At 64.2% G+C, this 13,491-nt stretch carries 13 protein-coding genes and 5 tRNA genes; 10 read left to right on the forward strand and 8 right to left on the reverse strand.

Features of this window, described 5'->3' with window-relative positions:
• The first annotated feature begins 49 nt into the window (after positions 1–49).
• Genes fur through PSELUDRAFT_RS11860 form a run of 3 tightly spaced genes read left to right on the forward strand, consistent with a single transcriptional unit; the run spans position 50 to position 1,909 of the window.
• On the forward strand, positions 50–487 hold the full coding sequence (gene fur, locus PSELUDRAFT_RS11850; RefSeq protein WP_088967042.1) for a ferric iron uptake transcriptional regulator: 438 nt from the start codon (positions 50–52) through the stop codon (positions 485–487).
• Complete coding sequence (aat, locus tag PSELUDRAFT_RS11855) at positions 484–1,185, forward strand: leucyl/phenylalanyl-tRNA--protein transferase (protein WP_088967043.1); 702 nt, start codon at positions 484–486, stop codon at positions 1,183–1,185. Before fur ends, aat begins: the two co-directional genes overlap by 4 nt.
• Entirely contained in the window at positions 1,172–1,909 is a 738-nt protein-coding gene (locus tag PSELUDRAFT_RS11860) for an arginyltransferase (RefSeq protein WP_088967044.1), read from the forward strand. Before aat ends, PSELUDRAFT_RS11860 begins: the two co-directional genes overlap by 14 nt.
• Before the next feature lie 62 nt (positions 1,910–1,971).
• Here the strand turns inward: PSELUDRAFT_RS11860 and PSELUDRAFT_RS11865 are convergent, their stop codons facing one another.
• The 7 genes from PSELUDRAFT_RS11865 to PSELUDRAFT_RS11895 are packed head-to-tail and all read right to left on the reverse strand — an operon-like array spanning position 1,972 to position 7,385.
• Positions 1,972–2,991, reverse strand: coding sequence for a quinone-dependent dihydroorotate dehydrogenase (locus PSELUDRAFT_RS11865; RefSeq protein WP_088967045.1), 1,020 nt, complete (start codon positions 2,989–2,991; stop codon positions 1,972–1,974).
• Positions 2,992–3,050: 59 nt separating this feature from the next.
• The gene (locus PSELUDRAFT_RS11870; protein WP_088967046.1) at positions 3,051–3,644 is read right to left on the reverse strand and encodes a malonic semialdehyde reductase; all 594 of its coding nucleotides are present in this window, start codon (positions 3,642–3,644) and stop codon (positions 3,051–3,053) included.
• 22 nt (positions 3,645–3,666) lie between these two features.
• Positions 3,667–4,458 (reverse strand): flagellar motor protein MotD, encoded by a 792-nt coding sequence (gene motD / locus PSELUDRAFT_RS11875; protein ID WP_088967047.1) that lies wholly within the window; start codon positions 4,456–4,458, stop codon positions 3,667–3,669.
• 20 nt (positions 4,459–4,478) lie between these two features.
• Positions 4,479–5,372 carry a S49 family peptidase gene (locus PSELUDRAFT_RS11880; protein WP_369800115.1) on the reverse strand — a complete coding sequence of 298 codons (894 nt, stop codon included), beginning with the start codon at positions 5,370–5,372 and terminating at the stop codon, positions 4,479–4,481.
• Between the two features lie 43 nt (positions 5,373–5,415).
• A complete protein-coding gene (locus PSELUDRAFT_RS11885; protein WP_088967049.1) occupies positions 5,416–5,772 on the reverse strand; it encodes a Rieske 2Fe-2S domain-containing protein in 357 nt (118 codons plus the stop codon).
• A gap of 25 nt (positions 5,773–5,797) precedes the next feature.
• Positions 5,798–6,454: an HAD-IA family hydrolase gene (locus PSELUDRAFT_RS11890; RefSeq protein WP_088967050.1), complete on the reverse strand. Its 657-nt coding sequence runs from the start codon at positions 6,452–6,454 to the stop codon at positions 5,798–5,800.
• Positions 6,444–7,385: an RluA family pseudouridine synthase gene (locus PSELUDRAFT_RS11895; RefSeq protein WP_088967051.1), complete on the reverse strand. Its 942-nt coding sequence runs from the start codon at positions 7,383–7,385 to the stop codon at positions 6,444–6,446. The genes PSELUDRAFT_RS11890 and PSELUDRAFT_RS11895 overlap by 11 nt, the downstream gene beginning before the upstream one ends.
• Positions 7,386–8,042: 657 nt before the next feature.
• On the opposite strand from PSELUDRAFT_RS11895, the gene PSELUDRAFT_RS11900 reads away from it, so the two are divergent.
• The 7 genes from PSELUDRAFT_RS11900 to PSELUDRAFT_RS11930 all read left to right on the forward strand — a co-directional run bounded on the left by PSELUDRAFT_RS11900 (position 8,043) and on the right by PSELUDRAFT_RS11930 (position 12,683).
• Positions 8,043–11,018 carry an Rne/Rng family ribonuclease gene (locus PSELUDRAFT_RS11900; RefSeq protein WP_088967052.1) on the forward strand — a complete coding sequence of 992 codons (2,976 nt, stop codon included), beginning with the start codon at positions 8,043–8,045 and terminating at the stop codon, positions 11,016–11,018.
• 92 nt (positions 11,019–11,110) lie between these two features.
• Positions 11,111–11,186 (forward strand) — tRNA-Asn (locus tag PSELUDRAFT_RS11905).
• A 27-nt stretch (positions 11,187–11,213) separates the two neighbouring features.
• Positions 11,214–11,289, forward strand: a tRNA-Asn gene (locus PSELUDRAFT_RS11910).
• A gap of 49 nt (positions 11,290–11,338) precedes the next feature.
• Positions 11,339–11,414, forward strand: a tRNA-Asn gene (locus tag PSELUDRAFT_RS11915).
• Between the two features lie 45 nt (positions 11,415–11,459).
• Positions 11,460–11,535: transfer RNA gene (locus PSELUDRAFT_RS11920), tRNA-Asn, on the forward strand.
• 44 nt (positions 11,536–11,579) lie between these two features.
• A tRNA-Asn gene (locus PSELUDRAFT_RS11925) sits at positions 11,580–11,655 on the forward strand.
• A gap of 215 nt (positions 11,656–11,870) precedes the next feature.
• Positions 11,871–12,683, forward strand: coding sequence for an ABC transporter substrate-binding protein (locus tag PSELUDRAFT_RS11930; RefSeq protein ID WP_197693855.1), 813 nt, complete (start codon positions 11,871–11,873; stop codon positions 12,681–12,683).
• An 18-nt stretch (positions 12,684–12,701) separates the two neighbouring features.
• On the opposite strand, the gene PSELUDRAFT_RS11935 is transcribed toward PSELUDRAFT_RS11930, so the two are convergent.
• The gene (locus PSELUDRAFT_RS11935; protein ID WP_157725103.1) at positions 12,702–13,448 is read right to left on the reverse strand and encodes an ABC transporter substrate-binding protein; all 747 of its coding nucleotides are present in this window, start codon (positions 13,446–13,448) and stop codon (positions 12,702–12,704) included.
• Between the last annotated feature and the right edge of the window lie 43 nt (positions 13,449–13,491).

Below are 13,491 nucleotides of genomic sequence, written 5' to 3' on the forward strand. Positions count from 1 at the left end.
GCTTTATCATACTGGAAGACCGCCAACCACGATACACACCGCAAAACTCATGAACAAAGCCAGCCACCTCAAAGGCATCGGTCTGAAGGCCACCGGGCCGCGTCTGCGCATTCTCGACCTGTTCGAAACCAGCAGCGACCGACACATGTCCGCCGAGGACGTGTACAAGAAACTGCTGTCCGAGGATGCCGATATCGGGCTGGCGACCATCTACCGCGTGCTGACCCAGTTCGAGCAGGCCGGTATCCTGGTGCGTCACCACTTCGAATCCGGCAAGGCGGTGTACGAGCTGAACGAGGGCGGCCACCACGACCACATGGTGTGCTACCGCTGCGGCAAGGTCACCGAGTTCTTCGATCCGCAGATCGAGGAGCTGCAGAACCGCATCGCCGCCGAGCATGGCTTCACCATCCAGGAACACTCCCTGTACCTGTACGGCGAGTGCAGCGACTGCGCCGCCAGCGAGCACAAACCCTTCAAGCGATGATCCCGCTGCTGGGCGACGCTTACGTTTTTCCTCCGCTTTCCCGTGCACTGAGCGACCCGGATGGCCTGCTGGCCGTGGGTGGCGACCTGGCCAGCGGCCGCCTGCTGGCCGGCTATCAGCGCGGCATCTTTCCCTGGTTTTCCCCGGGCGATCCCATTCTGTGGTGGTCTCCGTCGCAGCGCATGGTGCTGGAGCCGGGGCAGCTGCGCATCACGCGCTCGCTGGCCAAATCATTGCGCAACAAGCAGTACAGCTTCCGTTTCGATAGCGCCTTCGAGCAGGTGATGCGCGGCTGTGCCGCGCCGCGCGACGGCCAGGCCGGCACCTGGATCAGCGAGGACATGATTGCCGCCTACTGCAGGCTGCATGCCGAAGGCCATGCCCATTCCGCCGAGGTGTGGCAGCAGGGGCAGCTGGTGGGCGGGCTGTACGGCGTGGCGGTTGGCCGCATGTTCTTTGGCGAATCGATGTTCCATCGCGCCACCGATGCCTCCAAGATTGCGCTGGTGCAGCTGGCCAACGTACTGTTTGCGCACGGCTTCGGCATGATCGATTGCCAGCTGTTCACCCCGCATCTGGAAAGCCTGGGTGCACACCTTGTTTCGCGCGCCGAATTTATTGCTAGACTCGAAACGTACACCCAACAGCTTGCGCCTACCGCCCTGTGGGCCACCGAGTTCTGCAATGAGCCATCGTGACGACGCAGTAGCGATCATTCATTTCTATGCCACCGCACCCTATGCCTGCAGCTATCTGGAGGGCAGGCAGGCGCGTTCGCAGGTGGCGATTCCGGCCGATGCCATCGACAACGGCGTGTATTCCCGGCTGGTGAGCCTGGGTTTTCGTCGCAGCGGCAACTTTACCTACCGCCCCTACTGCGATGACTGCCAGGCCTGCATTCCGGTGCGCATCCCCGCCGCGCAGTTTCACGCCAACCGCAGCCAGCGCCGGGCGTGGCGTCAGCATGGCAACCTCAGCTGCAGCATCCAGCCGCTGGTGTTCCTGGAGGAGCACTATCAGCTGTACTGCCGCTACCAGAAATCGCGCCATGAGGGCGGCGGCATGTCGGACGACGATCCGGCGCAGTACGCCGAATTCATCCTCAAGAGCCGCGTGGCCAGCTTCCTGGTGGAGTTCCGCGAGGAGGGCGTGCTGCGCATGGTGAGCCTGATAGACCGCCTGGAGGATGGGCTGTCCGCGGTATACACCTTTTTCGACCCGGATATCCCCGGTGCCTGCTACGGGGTATACGGCGTGTTGTGGCAGGTGGAGCTGGCGCGCAGCCAGGGGCTGCCTTACGTCTACCTGGGCTACTGGATCGGCGAGTCGCCGAAGATGGTCTACAAACAGCGCTTCCAGCCGCTGGAAAAACTCTACAACGGGCGCTGGGTGCCGTTTCCGCCGGGCGACAGCGGGCAGTGAAGGTTGGCCGCATGAAAAATGCCCACCGCGTTGGTGGGCATGTTGTTTGCTGACGGGTAGCCTTAGCGGCGCTGCAGCGCCTGCGCGCACTCGGCAATCAGCTCCGGGCCGCGGTAGATCAGGCCGGAGTACAGCTGTACCAGTGTGGCGCCGGCATCGATCTTTTCCTTGGCGTCCTCGCCGCACAGAATGCCGCCCACGCCGATGATGGGCAGCGCGCCGTCCAGCGTGCGTGCCAGCTTGCGGATCAACTGGGTGGAGCGCTCGCGCACCGGTGCGCCGGACAGGCCGCCGGCCTCGTTTTCCAGCGGGTGGCCGGCGATTTCGCTGCGCGACAGCGTGGTGTTGGTGGCGATTACCGCATCCAGCTGGTGCTGTGTCAGTAGGCGGCCGATATCCTCGATCTGTTCGTCGTCCAGGTCCGGGGCTATCTTCACCGCCAGCGGCACGTAGCGGCCGTACTGGTCGGCCAGACGCGACTGGCGGTTCTTCAGTGCCAGCAACAGCTCGGATAGTTCATCGGCCTGTTGCAGCTGGCGCAGGTTCTTGGTGTTGGGCGAGGAGATGTTCACGGTGACGTAGCTGGCGCACTCGTATACCTTGTCCAGGCAGATCAGGTAGTCGTCCTTGGCCTGCTCGATCGGCGTGGTGGCGTTCTTGCCGATATTGATGCCCAGAATGCCCTGGAAGCGGCTCTGGCGCACGTTCTGCAGCAGTGCATCCACCCCCTTGTTGTTGAAGCCCATGCGATTGATGATGCCGCGGTGCTCCGGTACGCGGAACAGGCGCGGCTTGGGGTTGCCGTCCTGCGGGCGCGGGGTGATGGTGCCGATTTCGATGAAACCGAAGCCCAGCGCCGCCAGGGCATCGATATGGTCGCCGTTCTTGTCCAGACCAGCGGCCAGCCCTACCGGGTTGGGGAAGGTGAGCCCCATGGCTTTTACCGGGTTGCGGCCAACCTTGCCGGCTACCAGACCGGACAGCTGCAGCTGGTGCGAGAGGTCCAGCATCTTCAGCGTCATTTCATGCGCTTTTTCGGCGTCGGTCTTGAACAGCAAGGGGCGTATCAGGGGGTAAAGCATGCTGGCTCCGGTAAATGAAAACGCCCGGCATTATAACCGGGCGGGGACATGCTGGGCGTTTACAGAATCTGGCAGGCTTCTTCGAATGCAAAGCGTGGCGAGCGACCGTGCAGCTTGCTGGCTTCGCCATAGCCCAGGTTGATCAGGAAGTTGGCCTTGATCGTACCCTGCGGGAAAAACTCGGCTTCCACCTTGGCGGCGTCGAAGCCCGACATCGGGCCGCAGTCCAGGCCCAGTGCTCGTGCGGCCATGATCAGGTAGGCGCCCTGCAGCGAGCTGTTGCGGAAGGCCGTGGCCTGGATCGCCGCATCGTTGCCGGCGAACCAGCTGCGTGCATCCGGGCTGTGCGGGAACAGCTTGCCCAGCTGTTCGTAGAACTCCAGGTCCATGCCGACGATCACGGTAACCGGCGCCAGCATGGTCTTTTCGACGTTGCCTTCCGCCAGGCTGGGTTTCAGGCGGGCCTTGGCCTGTGGCGACTGCACGAACACGAAGCGCGCCGGCGAGCAGTTGGCGCTGGTCGGCGCCATTTTCAGCAGGTCGAACAGTTCGCGCAGGGTGGCTTCGCTGACCTTGCGCTCCTGCCAGTGGGTGTGGGTGCGGGCATCGGTGAACAGTTGCGCCAGGGCGGCCGGTGTGATGTGCGTGGTCATGAGTGCTTCCTCGGCGTAAGGGTCAGTTGGATGATGTGCCGCCTGCCGCAGGCACGTCGCTCTGCTGCAGGGCAGTGTTGGAGATGACGGTAATGGCCACGCGGCGGTTCTTGGCGCGGCCCTCCATGGAGTCGTTGTCGGCGGTGGGCTTGGTTTCGGCGCGGCCTACGGCCACCAGCCGGTCCGGCGCGATGCCGTTTTCCATGAACAGGCGCACGATGCTGCCGGCGCGTGCGGCGGACAACTCCCAGTTGGACGGGTACATCGCGTTGCGGATCGGGGTGTTGTCGGTAAAGCCTTCCACGCGGATCTGGTTGTCCACTGCGGCCAACTGGCGGGCCACGGTGGCCAGCAGCTGCGGCGAGCTGCCCAGCGGCGAAGCCTGCCCGGTGGGGAACAGCGCGGTATCGCGAATCTCGATGTGGATGCCTTCGTCGTCCTGGCGCATCGACAGCTGGCCGCCCTGGATCAGCGGCGACAGCGTCTTGGACAGGCCGCCGGTCAGGGTTTCCAGCTTCTGGCGCTCGCGCATGCGGGCCTCGCCCTTGACCGCGGTGGCGATGGGCTTGGTATGCGGCAGCTGTATCATGGTGTTGGCATTGCCGCTGCCGGGCGTGCTGGGCGCCGGCAGGTTGCCGCTGCGGAAGGCGTCCACGATGGCGCTGGACAGCACGCGGTACTTGCCTTCGTTGATCTGCGAGATCGAGTACATCACCACGAAAAAGGCGAACAGCAGGGTGATGAAGTCGGCGTAGGAAACCAGCCAGCGTTCGTGGTTTTCGTGTTCGTCGTCTTTCCTGCGGCGTCGGGCCATGAGGGGGTCTCCTGTGGCGCTTAGCGCCAGCGGGTATCAAACAGCGTCTGCATGCTGCCGCGGAAGGTCACGCCGATCTGGCGCGCCACGCGGCTGGCCAGGTCTTCGTCCGGCGTGAAGTCCACCAGGGTCTCGGCCTTGATCACGTCGCGCGCTACCGAGCGCACCGAGCCCAGGCCATCGGCCAGGCCCAGCGGCACGGCGCTGCTGCCCAGCCATACCCGGCCGCTGAACAGCTCCGGGTCGTTCTTCAGACGTTGGCCGCGGCCCTGTTTCACCACGGTAATGAACTGGCGGTGGATTTCGTCCAGCAGCGACTGGCGGATGGCTTCCTGGTGCGGGTTCTGCGGCGAGAACGGGTCGCCCATGCCCTTGTTGCTGCCGGCGGTGGCCAGGCGGCGCTCGACGCCGATCTTGTCCATGGCCTTGTTGAAGCCGAAGCCTTCCGAGATCACGCCGATGGAACCCACCAGGCTGGCCTTGTCCACGTAGATGCGGTCGGCGGCGGCGGCGATGTAGTAGCAGCCGGAGGCGCAGACTTCTTCCACCACCACGTACAGCGGCACCTTGGGGTGCAGCGCCTTCAGGCGGCGGATCTCGTCATTGGCGATGCCGGACAGCGCCGGGCTGCCGCCGGGGCTGTTGGCGCGGATGATGATGCCGCGGGTGTTGCTGTCGTCGTAGGCGTCCTGCAGGCCCTGCAGCAGCTTGCCGCTGCTCTGGCTGTCGCCGTCGATCACGCCGCCGAGGTTGACCACCGCAGTATGCGGGCCGTGGCGTTCCAGATCCGGCGTGCTGAACAGCAGGAACAGTATGCTAATGACGATGCCCAGCCACATCAGGCCGAAAAAGATTTTCCAGCGGCGGGCGCGGCGTTGTTCGATCAGGCCGGCGCTGGCCAGCTTCTCGATCAGTTGGCGTTCCCAGTGCGGTTCGTGCTCCACAGCGGTCCTTATGTCAGATGTCGGTTTCTTGCAGACAGTATACCCGGCCGTCACATTCCTCTGTGCGCAGCTTGAACAGGCTCAGGCCGCTGCAGGGGCCGGCCACGCACTGGCCGCTGTGCGGCAGGTACAGCGCGCCGTGCAGGCTGCAGATCAGGTAGTCGCCGCTGAAGTCGAAGAAGCGGCCGTCCTGCCAGTCCAGCTCGGTGGGTACATGACGACAGCGGTTGAGGTAGGCATGCACCTGGCCGCCATGGCGGACGGCGAAGGCCGGCGCGGTTTCGCCCGGCAGCTGCACTTCGAAGCGCACGCCCATGCCGCCATCCTGCAGCTCGTCGCTGCGGGCGATCAGTTGCCGGACAGCAACCATGCCTGCAGCTCGTCGCTGCGGGCGATCAGTTGCCGGACAGCAACCATGCCTGCAGCTCGGCAAAGCTGTGGAAAATGGCGCGCGGCTCGCAGTCTTCCAGGTCCTCCAGCGGGTGGGCGCCGTAGCTCATGCCCACCGCCATGGTGCCGGCGTTGCGCGCCATCAGCAGGTCGTGGGTGGTGTCGCCTACCATCAGGGTGCGCGCCGGCAGCATGCCCAGCTGGTCGGTGATCTGCAGCAGCATCTCCGGGTGCGGCTTGGACTGGCACTCGTCCGCGGTGCGGGTGGTGAGGAAGTGCTTGCCAAGGCCGGTGGCGGCCAGCACGCGGTCCAGCCCGACGCGGCTCTTGCCGGTGGCCACTGCCAGCAGGTAGCCGGCGTCTTCCAGTGCGGCCAACCCTTCGGCCACGCCTTCGAAAAGTTCGATGGTTTCGTCGCCGGACAGGTAGTGGTGGCGGTAGGCCATCACCATGTCCTGGTAGCGGCTTTCCGGCAGGCCGGGGCAGACGTGGCGCATGGCGTCCACCAGCCCCAGGCCGATGACGTGGCTGGCGCGCTCGCGCGGCGGGGTGGGCAGGCCCAGGTCGTGGCAGGCGGCCTGGATGGAGTGCACGATGTGGGCGGTGGAGTCCATCAGCGTGCCGTCCCAGTCAAACACGACCAGATCTAGTTCATGCTTCATGAGTCAGGGTATCCAGAAAGCGGGTCAGCTCCGCCGGCAGCGGCGCATGCAGTTGCAGCGGCTCGCCGGTAAGCGGGTGGGGCAGCGACAGGTTGGCCGCATGCAGGAACATGCGCTTGAGGCCACGCTTTTGCAGCTCGCGGTTGGCGGCGAAATCGCCGTATTTCTCGTCACCGGCGATCGGGCAGCCGCTGGCCTGCATGTGCACGCGGATCTGGTGCGTCCGCCCGGTGCGCAGCAGGGCTTCTACCAGCGTAAATCCCCGGTAGCGCTGTTGCACGGTAAAAATGGTATGCGCGTAGATGCCCTGGTCGGCATCCACCCGCACCATGCGCTCGCCGGTGGGGGTGTGGAAGCGGTGTAGCGGCAGCTTGACGTGGCGCACGTCGGCCGGCCAGTTGCCCAGGCCCAGCGCGAAGTAGCGCTTCTGCGGCACATCGTTGCGGATCATCTCGTGCAGCTTCACCAGCGCCGGGCGCTTCTTGGCGATCATCAGCAGGCCGGAAGTCTCGCGGTCCAGGCGATGTACCAGCTCCAGGTAGCGGGCCTCGGGGCGTGCGCGGCGCAGTTGTTCGATCACGCCGAAGGACACGCCGCTGCCGCCGTGCACCGCCACGCCGGCGGGCTTGTTGATCACCAAGAGCGCGTCGTCCTCGTACACCACGGGAAACTCGCAGCCGGGCACAGCGTCCTGCGCCGGGCGCTCCGCCACGCGAATCGGCGGAATGCGCAGCTCGTCGCCGGCGGCCAGCTTGGTTTCGGCCTTGGCGCGGCCCTTGTTCACGCGGATTTCTCCGGAACGGATGATGCGGTAGATATGGCTTTTGGGTACGCCACGCAGCAGTTTGACCAGATAGTTGTCCAGTCTTTGCTCGGCGCCGTTTTCGTCCACGCGGTGCAGGGTTACAGAATCTTTGCGAATGTCAGTCATAATGCTTATACTTCGTGGGCTTTTCGCCAGCCTTACGCGCGAAAAGCTCACCGGTAAAGGGCTGCGGACAACTTGTCTGCGGCGCTGCTGCGCAACACCGACTGGCCGGCTGGCTTGAAGCCAGACCTGACGCCGGTTTCCCGGACGCAGCCAAGGTTGTCTCGCTCACCCCAAAGTAGCGATGTTAATGCATTTACATGCATGACGCACTCACGCCAGTTTCCATTCCGGAACGACAAGCCAGTTCCGGGGTTTGCAGCAAAGTTTGACCCGGCGTGGCCTGCCGCACCCCATTCGTTCCCGCCAGCATGAAGTCATCTGGAGGGAACAACCCAGATGCCGGACAGCCTGAACAAGGCTGCCGGGGGCCACGTGATTAAGACAGGAAGTCGGCTTAGAGTCTTTATGTGATCTGCTTCGTTTCGGCGAGATGGCGTTAAGTACGTTCGGGAATGCGCATTTGCCGCGTGCAAATGCCGCTTTCTCCGCATTTTCGCCCCGTCTTGCCTTGGCGCGGAATCGTGAACAGGCTCTTGGTACATCGTTGTATTGCGCTCTTTACAAAACACTTCTTTCGGAATGCGCCCATCTCAGACATTGGGCCGTCAAATACTTGCTGTACCCCCTGCGTGAGTGTGCGCACAGGGAATATTTTTAATGAAACGCATGCTCTTCAATGCGACGCAGGCGGAAGAACTCCGCGTCGCTATTGTGGATGGGCAGAAGCTCATCGATCTCGACATCGAGACCGTAGGTAAGGAACAACGCAAGGGTAATATCTACAAGGGCACGATCACTCGCATCGAACCTTCGCTGGAAGCCTGCTTTGTCGACTATGGCACCGAACGCCATGGTTTCCTGCCGTTCAAGGAAGTTGCCCGCTCCTATTTCCAGAACTACGACGGTGGCCGTCCGCGCATCCAGGACGTACTGCGCGAAGGCATGGAAGTGGTGGTGCAGGTGGAGAAGGACGAGCGCGGCAACAAAGGCGCCGCACTGACCACCTACATCAGCCTGGCTGGCCGTTACGTGGTGCTGATGCCGAACAACCCGCGTGGTGGTGGCGTTTCGCGCCGCATCGAGGGTGAAGAGCGTCAGGAGCTGAAAGACCTGCTGGCCCAGCTGGAAGTGCCGGGTGGCATGAGCCTGATCGCCCGCACTGCCGGTATCGGCCGCAACCTGGAAGAACTGCAGTGGGACCTCAACTACCTGCTGCAGCTGTGGCGCGCCGTTGACAGCGCCGCCGGTGCCCAGTCCGCGCCGTTCCTGATCCTGCAAGAAGGCAGCCTGGTTATCCGCGCCATCCGCGACTACTTCCAGCCGGATATCGGCGAGATCCTCATCGACACCGAAGAGATCTACGAACAGGCACGCCAGTTCATGAGCCACGTGATGCCCAACAACGTTGGCCGCGTGAAGCTGTACAAGGACCCGGTACCGCTGTTCTCCCGTTTCCAGATCGAACACCAGATCGAAACCGCCTTCTCGCGCAGCGTAACCCTGCCGTCCGGCGGCGCCATCGTGATCGACCACACCGAAGCCCTGGTTTCGGTGGACGTGAACTCCGCCCGCGCCACCAAGGGCGCCGACATCGAAGACACCGCCTTCCGCACCAACCTGGAAGCCGCGGAAGAGATCGCCCGCCAGCTGCGTCTGCGCGACCTGGGTGGCCTCATCGTCATCGACTTCATCGACATGGAGAACACCAAGAACCAGCGCGACGTGGAAAACCGCCTGCGCGACGTTCTGAAGCACGACCGCGCCCGCGTACAGATGGGCAAGCTGTCGCGCTTCGGCCTGCTGGAACTCTCCCGTCAGCGCCTGCAGCCGTCGCTGGGTGAAACCAGCCACGTGCCGTGCCCGCGCTGCCATGGCATCGGCTTTATCCGCGGTATCGAATCCTCCGCCCTGCACATCCTGCGCATCATCCAGGAAGAGGCAATGAAGGAAAACACCGGCGCGGTACATGCGCAGGTGCCGGTAGACGTTGCTACCTTCCTGCTCAACGAGAAGCGTGCCGAAATCTACTCCATCGAGGCGCGTCTGGACGTGTCCGTGGTGCTGATCCCCAACCTGCACCTGGAAACCCCGCATTACCAGATCGTGCGCGTACGCCATGACGACCTGGCCGAGATCGGCGATGCGCCGAGCTACCGCCGCGTGGAAATGCCGGAGCAGGAAGACGTGCTGCCGTTTGGCCAGGACAAGGCCAAGCCGGAGCGCCAGGAAGCCGCCGTCAAGGGCATCACCCCGGCCCAGCCGGCACCGACCGTGGCCGAACAGCCGGCAGCGCCTGCCGCAGCGGCCCCGATCGCCGTGGCCGAGAACAGCCTGGTTGGCCGCATTGTTGGCTGGTTCAAGAGCCTGCTGGGCGAGGCGCCTGCCGCCGCCGCTGCAGAGCCGAAGGTGGAGGCCAAGAAGCCGGCCGCCCGCGAGCAGCGCAACCCGCGCCAGCGTAACGAGCGCCGTAGCAATGGCAATGGCCAGCAACGCCGCGAACGCGACGAGCAGCGTGGCAACCGCGACGGCAATCGCGAAGAGCGTCAGCCGCGCCAGCAGGAAGAGCGCCGCCGCGCCCAGCCGCAGCAGGATGCCGCCGCCCGTGACGAGCAGCAGCCGCGCCGCGAACGTGAACCGCGCGAGGCCCGCGAGCCGCGTCGCGAACGTGAACCGCGCGAAGCCCGCGAGCCGCGTGAACCGCGCGAGAACGCCGTACGCAACGAGCTGGTGGAAGGTGAAACCCAGCCGCAACGCGAGGGTCGTGAGCCGCGCAACGAGCGTCGCCGCGAACGCAACCGCGATGCCAACAAGGACGCCCAGGTAGCAGCAGCCAGCGCCGAAGCGGTGCAGGAAGCCGTTGCCGAGGCTGCCAGCGAGCAGGCCGCCGAGCAGGTAGCTGCCGGCGAGCAGCCGCAGGCCAGCGAAGCAGGCGAGCAGCAGCGCGAGCCGCGTGAGCGCCGTCGCCGCCGTTCGCGCCGCGATCGTCGTGATGACGACGCCGTGGCCGAGTCCGGCGAGGCTGGTGCTGAAGTTGCCGAGGCAGCGGAAGCTGCTGCGGCCAACGTAGCGCCTGCCGCGAGCGAATCGGTAGCTGCCGATGTTGTTGCGCCGGTAGTGGCCGCCGTGGCCGCCGCCGAGGTGGCTGCTCTGGTGCAGGAACAGGCTGCCATCGAGCCGGCTCCGGTTGCCGAGCCGGTAGCTGCCCAGCCGCAAGCCGAGGCCGCTCCGGCAGAGGAGCAGGCCGTGGCCGTGGTCGAGCCGCAGGTAGTGGCTGCCGAAGCGGTGGAACTGGCTGCCGTCGTGTCGCAGGAAGCACCGCAGGCCGAGGTGGTGGAAGCCGCCGCGGTGGAGCAGGTCGCTGCTGTTGAGCCCGAGGTTGTGGTTGAAGCGCCTGCAGCCGTTGTTGCTGCGCCGGTTGCCGAAATCAAGCCGGTGGTGGCTGAGCCGGTAGCTGCCGCGCCGGCGGACCTGGGTGGCCTGGTAATGGTGACCACCCGCGCTGCCAGCGAACTGCCGCAAGCTGTTGAAGCAGCAGAAGAACCCAAGGGCAAGCGCCGCCGCGAGGTAGTGCGTGATGAGGCTGAAACTGCGCCGGTTGAGCTGGTTCAGGTCCAGACCCGCCACGAGGGTTAAGCGCTGAAAGTACCGTCAGGCCTGAAAAGTTTCCACTTTCAGGCTTGACGAAAAGCCAGACGCTGCCTACAATGCGCACCTCTTGAAGCGATTCCCTGATAGCTCAGTTGGTAGAGCGACGGACTGTTAATCCGCAGGTCGCTGGTTCGAGCCCAGCTCGGGGAGCCAGTTTCAAGAAACCCGCAGTGCATGTGTTCCCTGATAGCTCAGTTGGTAGAGCGACGGACTGTTAATCCGCAGGTCGCTGGTTCGAGCCCAGCTCGGGGAGCCACAAATTCGAAACGCCGGTTTGCCGGCGCTGCTGCAAATCCAAGTATTGTTCCCTGATAGCTCAGTTGGTAGAGCGACGGACTGTTAATCCGCAGGTCGCTGGTTCGAGCCCAGCTCGGGGAGCCAAAAAATTTAGAAGTACTGGCTCGCCAGTGTTTCAGCAAGTTGTGTTCCCTGATAGCTCAGTTGGTAGAGCGACGGACTGTTAATCCGCAGGTCGCTGGTTCGAGCCCAGCTCGGGGAGCCAAAAAATTCGAAGTGCTGGCTTGCCAGTGTTTCAGCAAGTTGTGTTCCCTGATAGCTCAGTTGGTAGAGCGACGGACTGTTAATCCGCAGGTCGCTGGTTCGAGCCCAGCTCGGGGAGCCAAAGACAAAACCCACGGTATATGCCGTGGGTTTTTTCATATCCGTAATGGCTACGCTCGCCGGGCAGCTTGTATTTATCTATGCTGAATTTCTGACGGGCAGAGTCGGTGGCCCGCCAGCCAGGGCCGTCAATCATCCATCCGCAGGGCCACGATGCTTATCACGATGCGCCGCCTTCTTTCGTTCTCGTTTGGCCCCCTCCTGGCGGGGCTTGCCTTGCTGTGCGCCCTGCTGCCGTGTCAGGCGGCTCCGCTGCATTATTTCCCGGTAGGGCCGATCTACGAGTACCGCTGGAAGCTGCTGGAGCTGGCGCTGGCGCACGCCCAGCCGGGCGAGGCGCCGCAGCTGCAGCCGTATGGCGAAGAGCTGTCCCAGGACCGGGCGATGTCCATGCTGCAGGCCGGTGCGGCCATCGATGTGCTGGCACTGGGCACCAATGCCGAGCGCGAGGCGCACATGCTGCCGGTGAAGGTGGACATCATGCGCGGCATGGTGGGCTTCCGGGTGTTGATCATCCGTAATGCGGAGCAGGGGCGTTTTCAGAACCTGACGCTGGATAGCCTGCATCATCTGCGGTTCGGCCTGAATGAAAGCTGGGCGGACGTGCCGGTAATGCAGGCCAATGGCCTGGAGGTGGAGAAGGCTTCAGGTTACGAAAATCTGTTCACCATGTTGGCCGCAGGGCGCTTCGATGCGTTTCCGCGCGGCCTGAACGAGGCAAGGCGGGAATTGCTGCAGCGACGGCTGCAATACCCGCAGCTGATGCTGGCGCCAAAGGTGGCGCTGTTCTTTCCTTACCCGGTGTATTTCTGGGTGCGCAAGGACAATCTGGCGCTGGCGCACAGCATCGAACACGGCCTGAAGCTGGCACTGGCCGATGGCTCCTTCCGCCGCCTGTTCGAAAGCTACCATGCGGCGGAGATCGCGGAATTGCGTGCCCATCCGCGGCGGGTGTTCATGCTGTCCAATCCGCTGCTGCCGGCCGGTGACCCGCTGCCGGATACCAGCTGGTGGTGGCACCGCCAGTAAGCCGCGCCTATCCAGGCATCAGGGCTGGATGCCGGCTTGCAGCAGGGTGCCGGTAATGATTTTCCGGCTCTCGCCGCTGCGCGCCATACGGGCCAGCTCGTCGCGCAACGACTGGATCACGCGCGGGCGGGTGCCACGGCTGGCGGCAAGGTAGACGCTGTAGTGCTGCAGCAGCGGGCCGCGCTGCAGGCTGTCCACCGTCTGGCCCTGCTGGCGCAGCAGCATCTGTAGCGGCGGGTAGGGCAGGGCGAGGTAGTCCACCGTGCCGCTGCGCACCAGGCGCAGGCAGTCGGCGTGGCTGTTGGCCACAATCAGCCGCTGATTGTCGAAGCCGCGTTGCCGCAGGATTTCCTCGCTGGCATCGCGCCGGATGGTGCAGATGCTGCAGCAGTCGCGTATCTGCTGCAGCGTGTGCTGGCCGGCCTGCTGGCCTGCTCTGCGCCACAGGTAGACGCTGAGCTCATCCAGCTTGCCTATCCATATGAACTGATCCTCGCGGCTGGCAATGCGCGCCAGCGCAAACAGCAGGGTATCCGGCCGCAGGCTGGTCTGCGCCATGCTGCGTGCCCACGGGTAGACCTGGATGTCGCTGGGCAGCCCGCTGCGCTGCAGCGCGGTGCGCACCACGCGGGCATAGGCGCCATCGGCCTGCTGGGCATTCTGCAGGGTGTTGTAGGGTGGCCAGTCCTCGGTGACGGTCTGCAGCGCCATGGCGTGGCACAGCGTACCGAACAGCAGACAGCCAAGCAGGAACAGTGAGCGCATGCGACACCTCGGTGGGGTGGTTGCCGGGCTGCTTTCAGTGTGG

Origin of the sequence: Vogesella sp. LIG4 (assembly GCF_900090205.1) — a bacterium.
Taxonomy (GTDB): domain Bacteria; phylum Pseudomonadota; class Gammaproteobacteria; order Burkholderiales; family Chromobacteriaceae; genus Vogesella.

Coding starts and splice junctions, on each gene's coding strand:
- PSELUDRAFT_RS11895 (WP_088967051.1), bottom strand. CDS start 7,385: ATGACTGACATTCGCAAAGATTCTGTAACCCTGCACCGCGTGGACGAA.
- PSELUDRAFT_RS11935 (WP_157725103.1), bottom strand. CDS start 13,448: ATGCGCTCACTGTTCCTGCTTGGCTGTCTGCTGTTCGGTACGCTGTGC.
- aat (WP_088967043.1), top strand. CDS start 484: ATGATCCCGCTGCTGGGCGACGCTTACGTTTTTCCTCCGCTTTCCCGT.
- fur (WP_088967042.1), top strand. CDS start 50: ATGAACAAAGCCAGCCACCTCAAAGGCATCGGTCTGAAGGCCACCGGG.
- PSELUDRAFT_RS11860 (WP_088967044.1), top strand. CDS start 1,172: ATGAGCCATCGTGACGACGCAGTAGCGATCATTCATTTCTATGCCACC.
- PSELUDRAFT_RS11890 (WP_088967050.1), bottom strand. CDS start 6,454: ATGAAGCATGAACTAGATCTGGTCGTGTTTGACTGGGACGGCACGCTG.
- PSELUDRAFT_RS11865 (WP_088967045.1), bottom strand. CDS start 2,991: ATGCTTTACCCCCTGATACGCCCCTTGCTGTTCAAGACCGACGCCGAA.
- PSELUDRAFT_RS11870 (WP_088967046.1), bottom strand. CDS start 3,644: ATGACCACGCACATCACACCGGCCGCCCTGGCGCAACTGTTCACCGAT.
- PSELUDRAFT_RS11900 (WP_088967052.1), top strand. CDS start 8,043: ATGAAACGCATGCTCTTCAATGCGACGCAGGCGGAAGAACTCCGCGTC.
- motD (WP_088967047.1), bottom strand. CDS start 4,458: ATGGCCCGACGCCGCAGGAAAGACGACGAACACGAAAACCACGAACGC.
- PSELUDRAFT_RS11885 (WP_088967049.1), bottom strand. CDS start 5,772: ATGGTTGCTGTCCGGCAACTGATCGCCCGCAGCGACGAGCTGCAGGAT.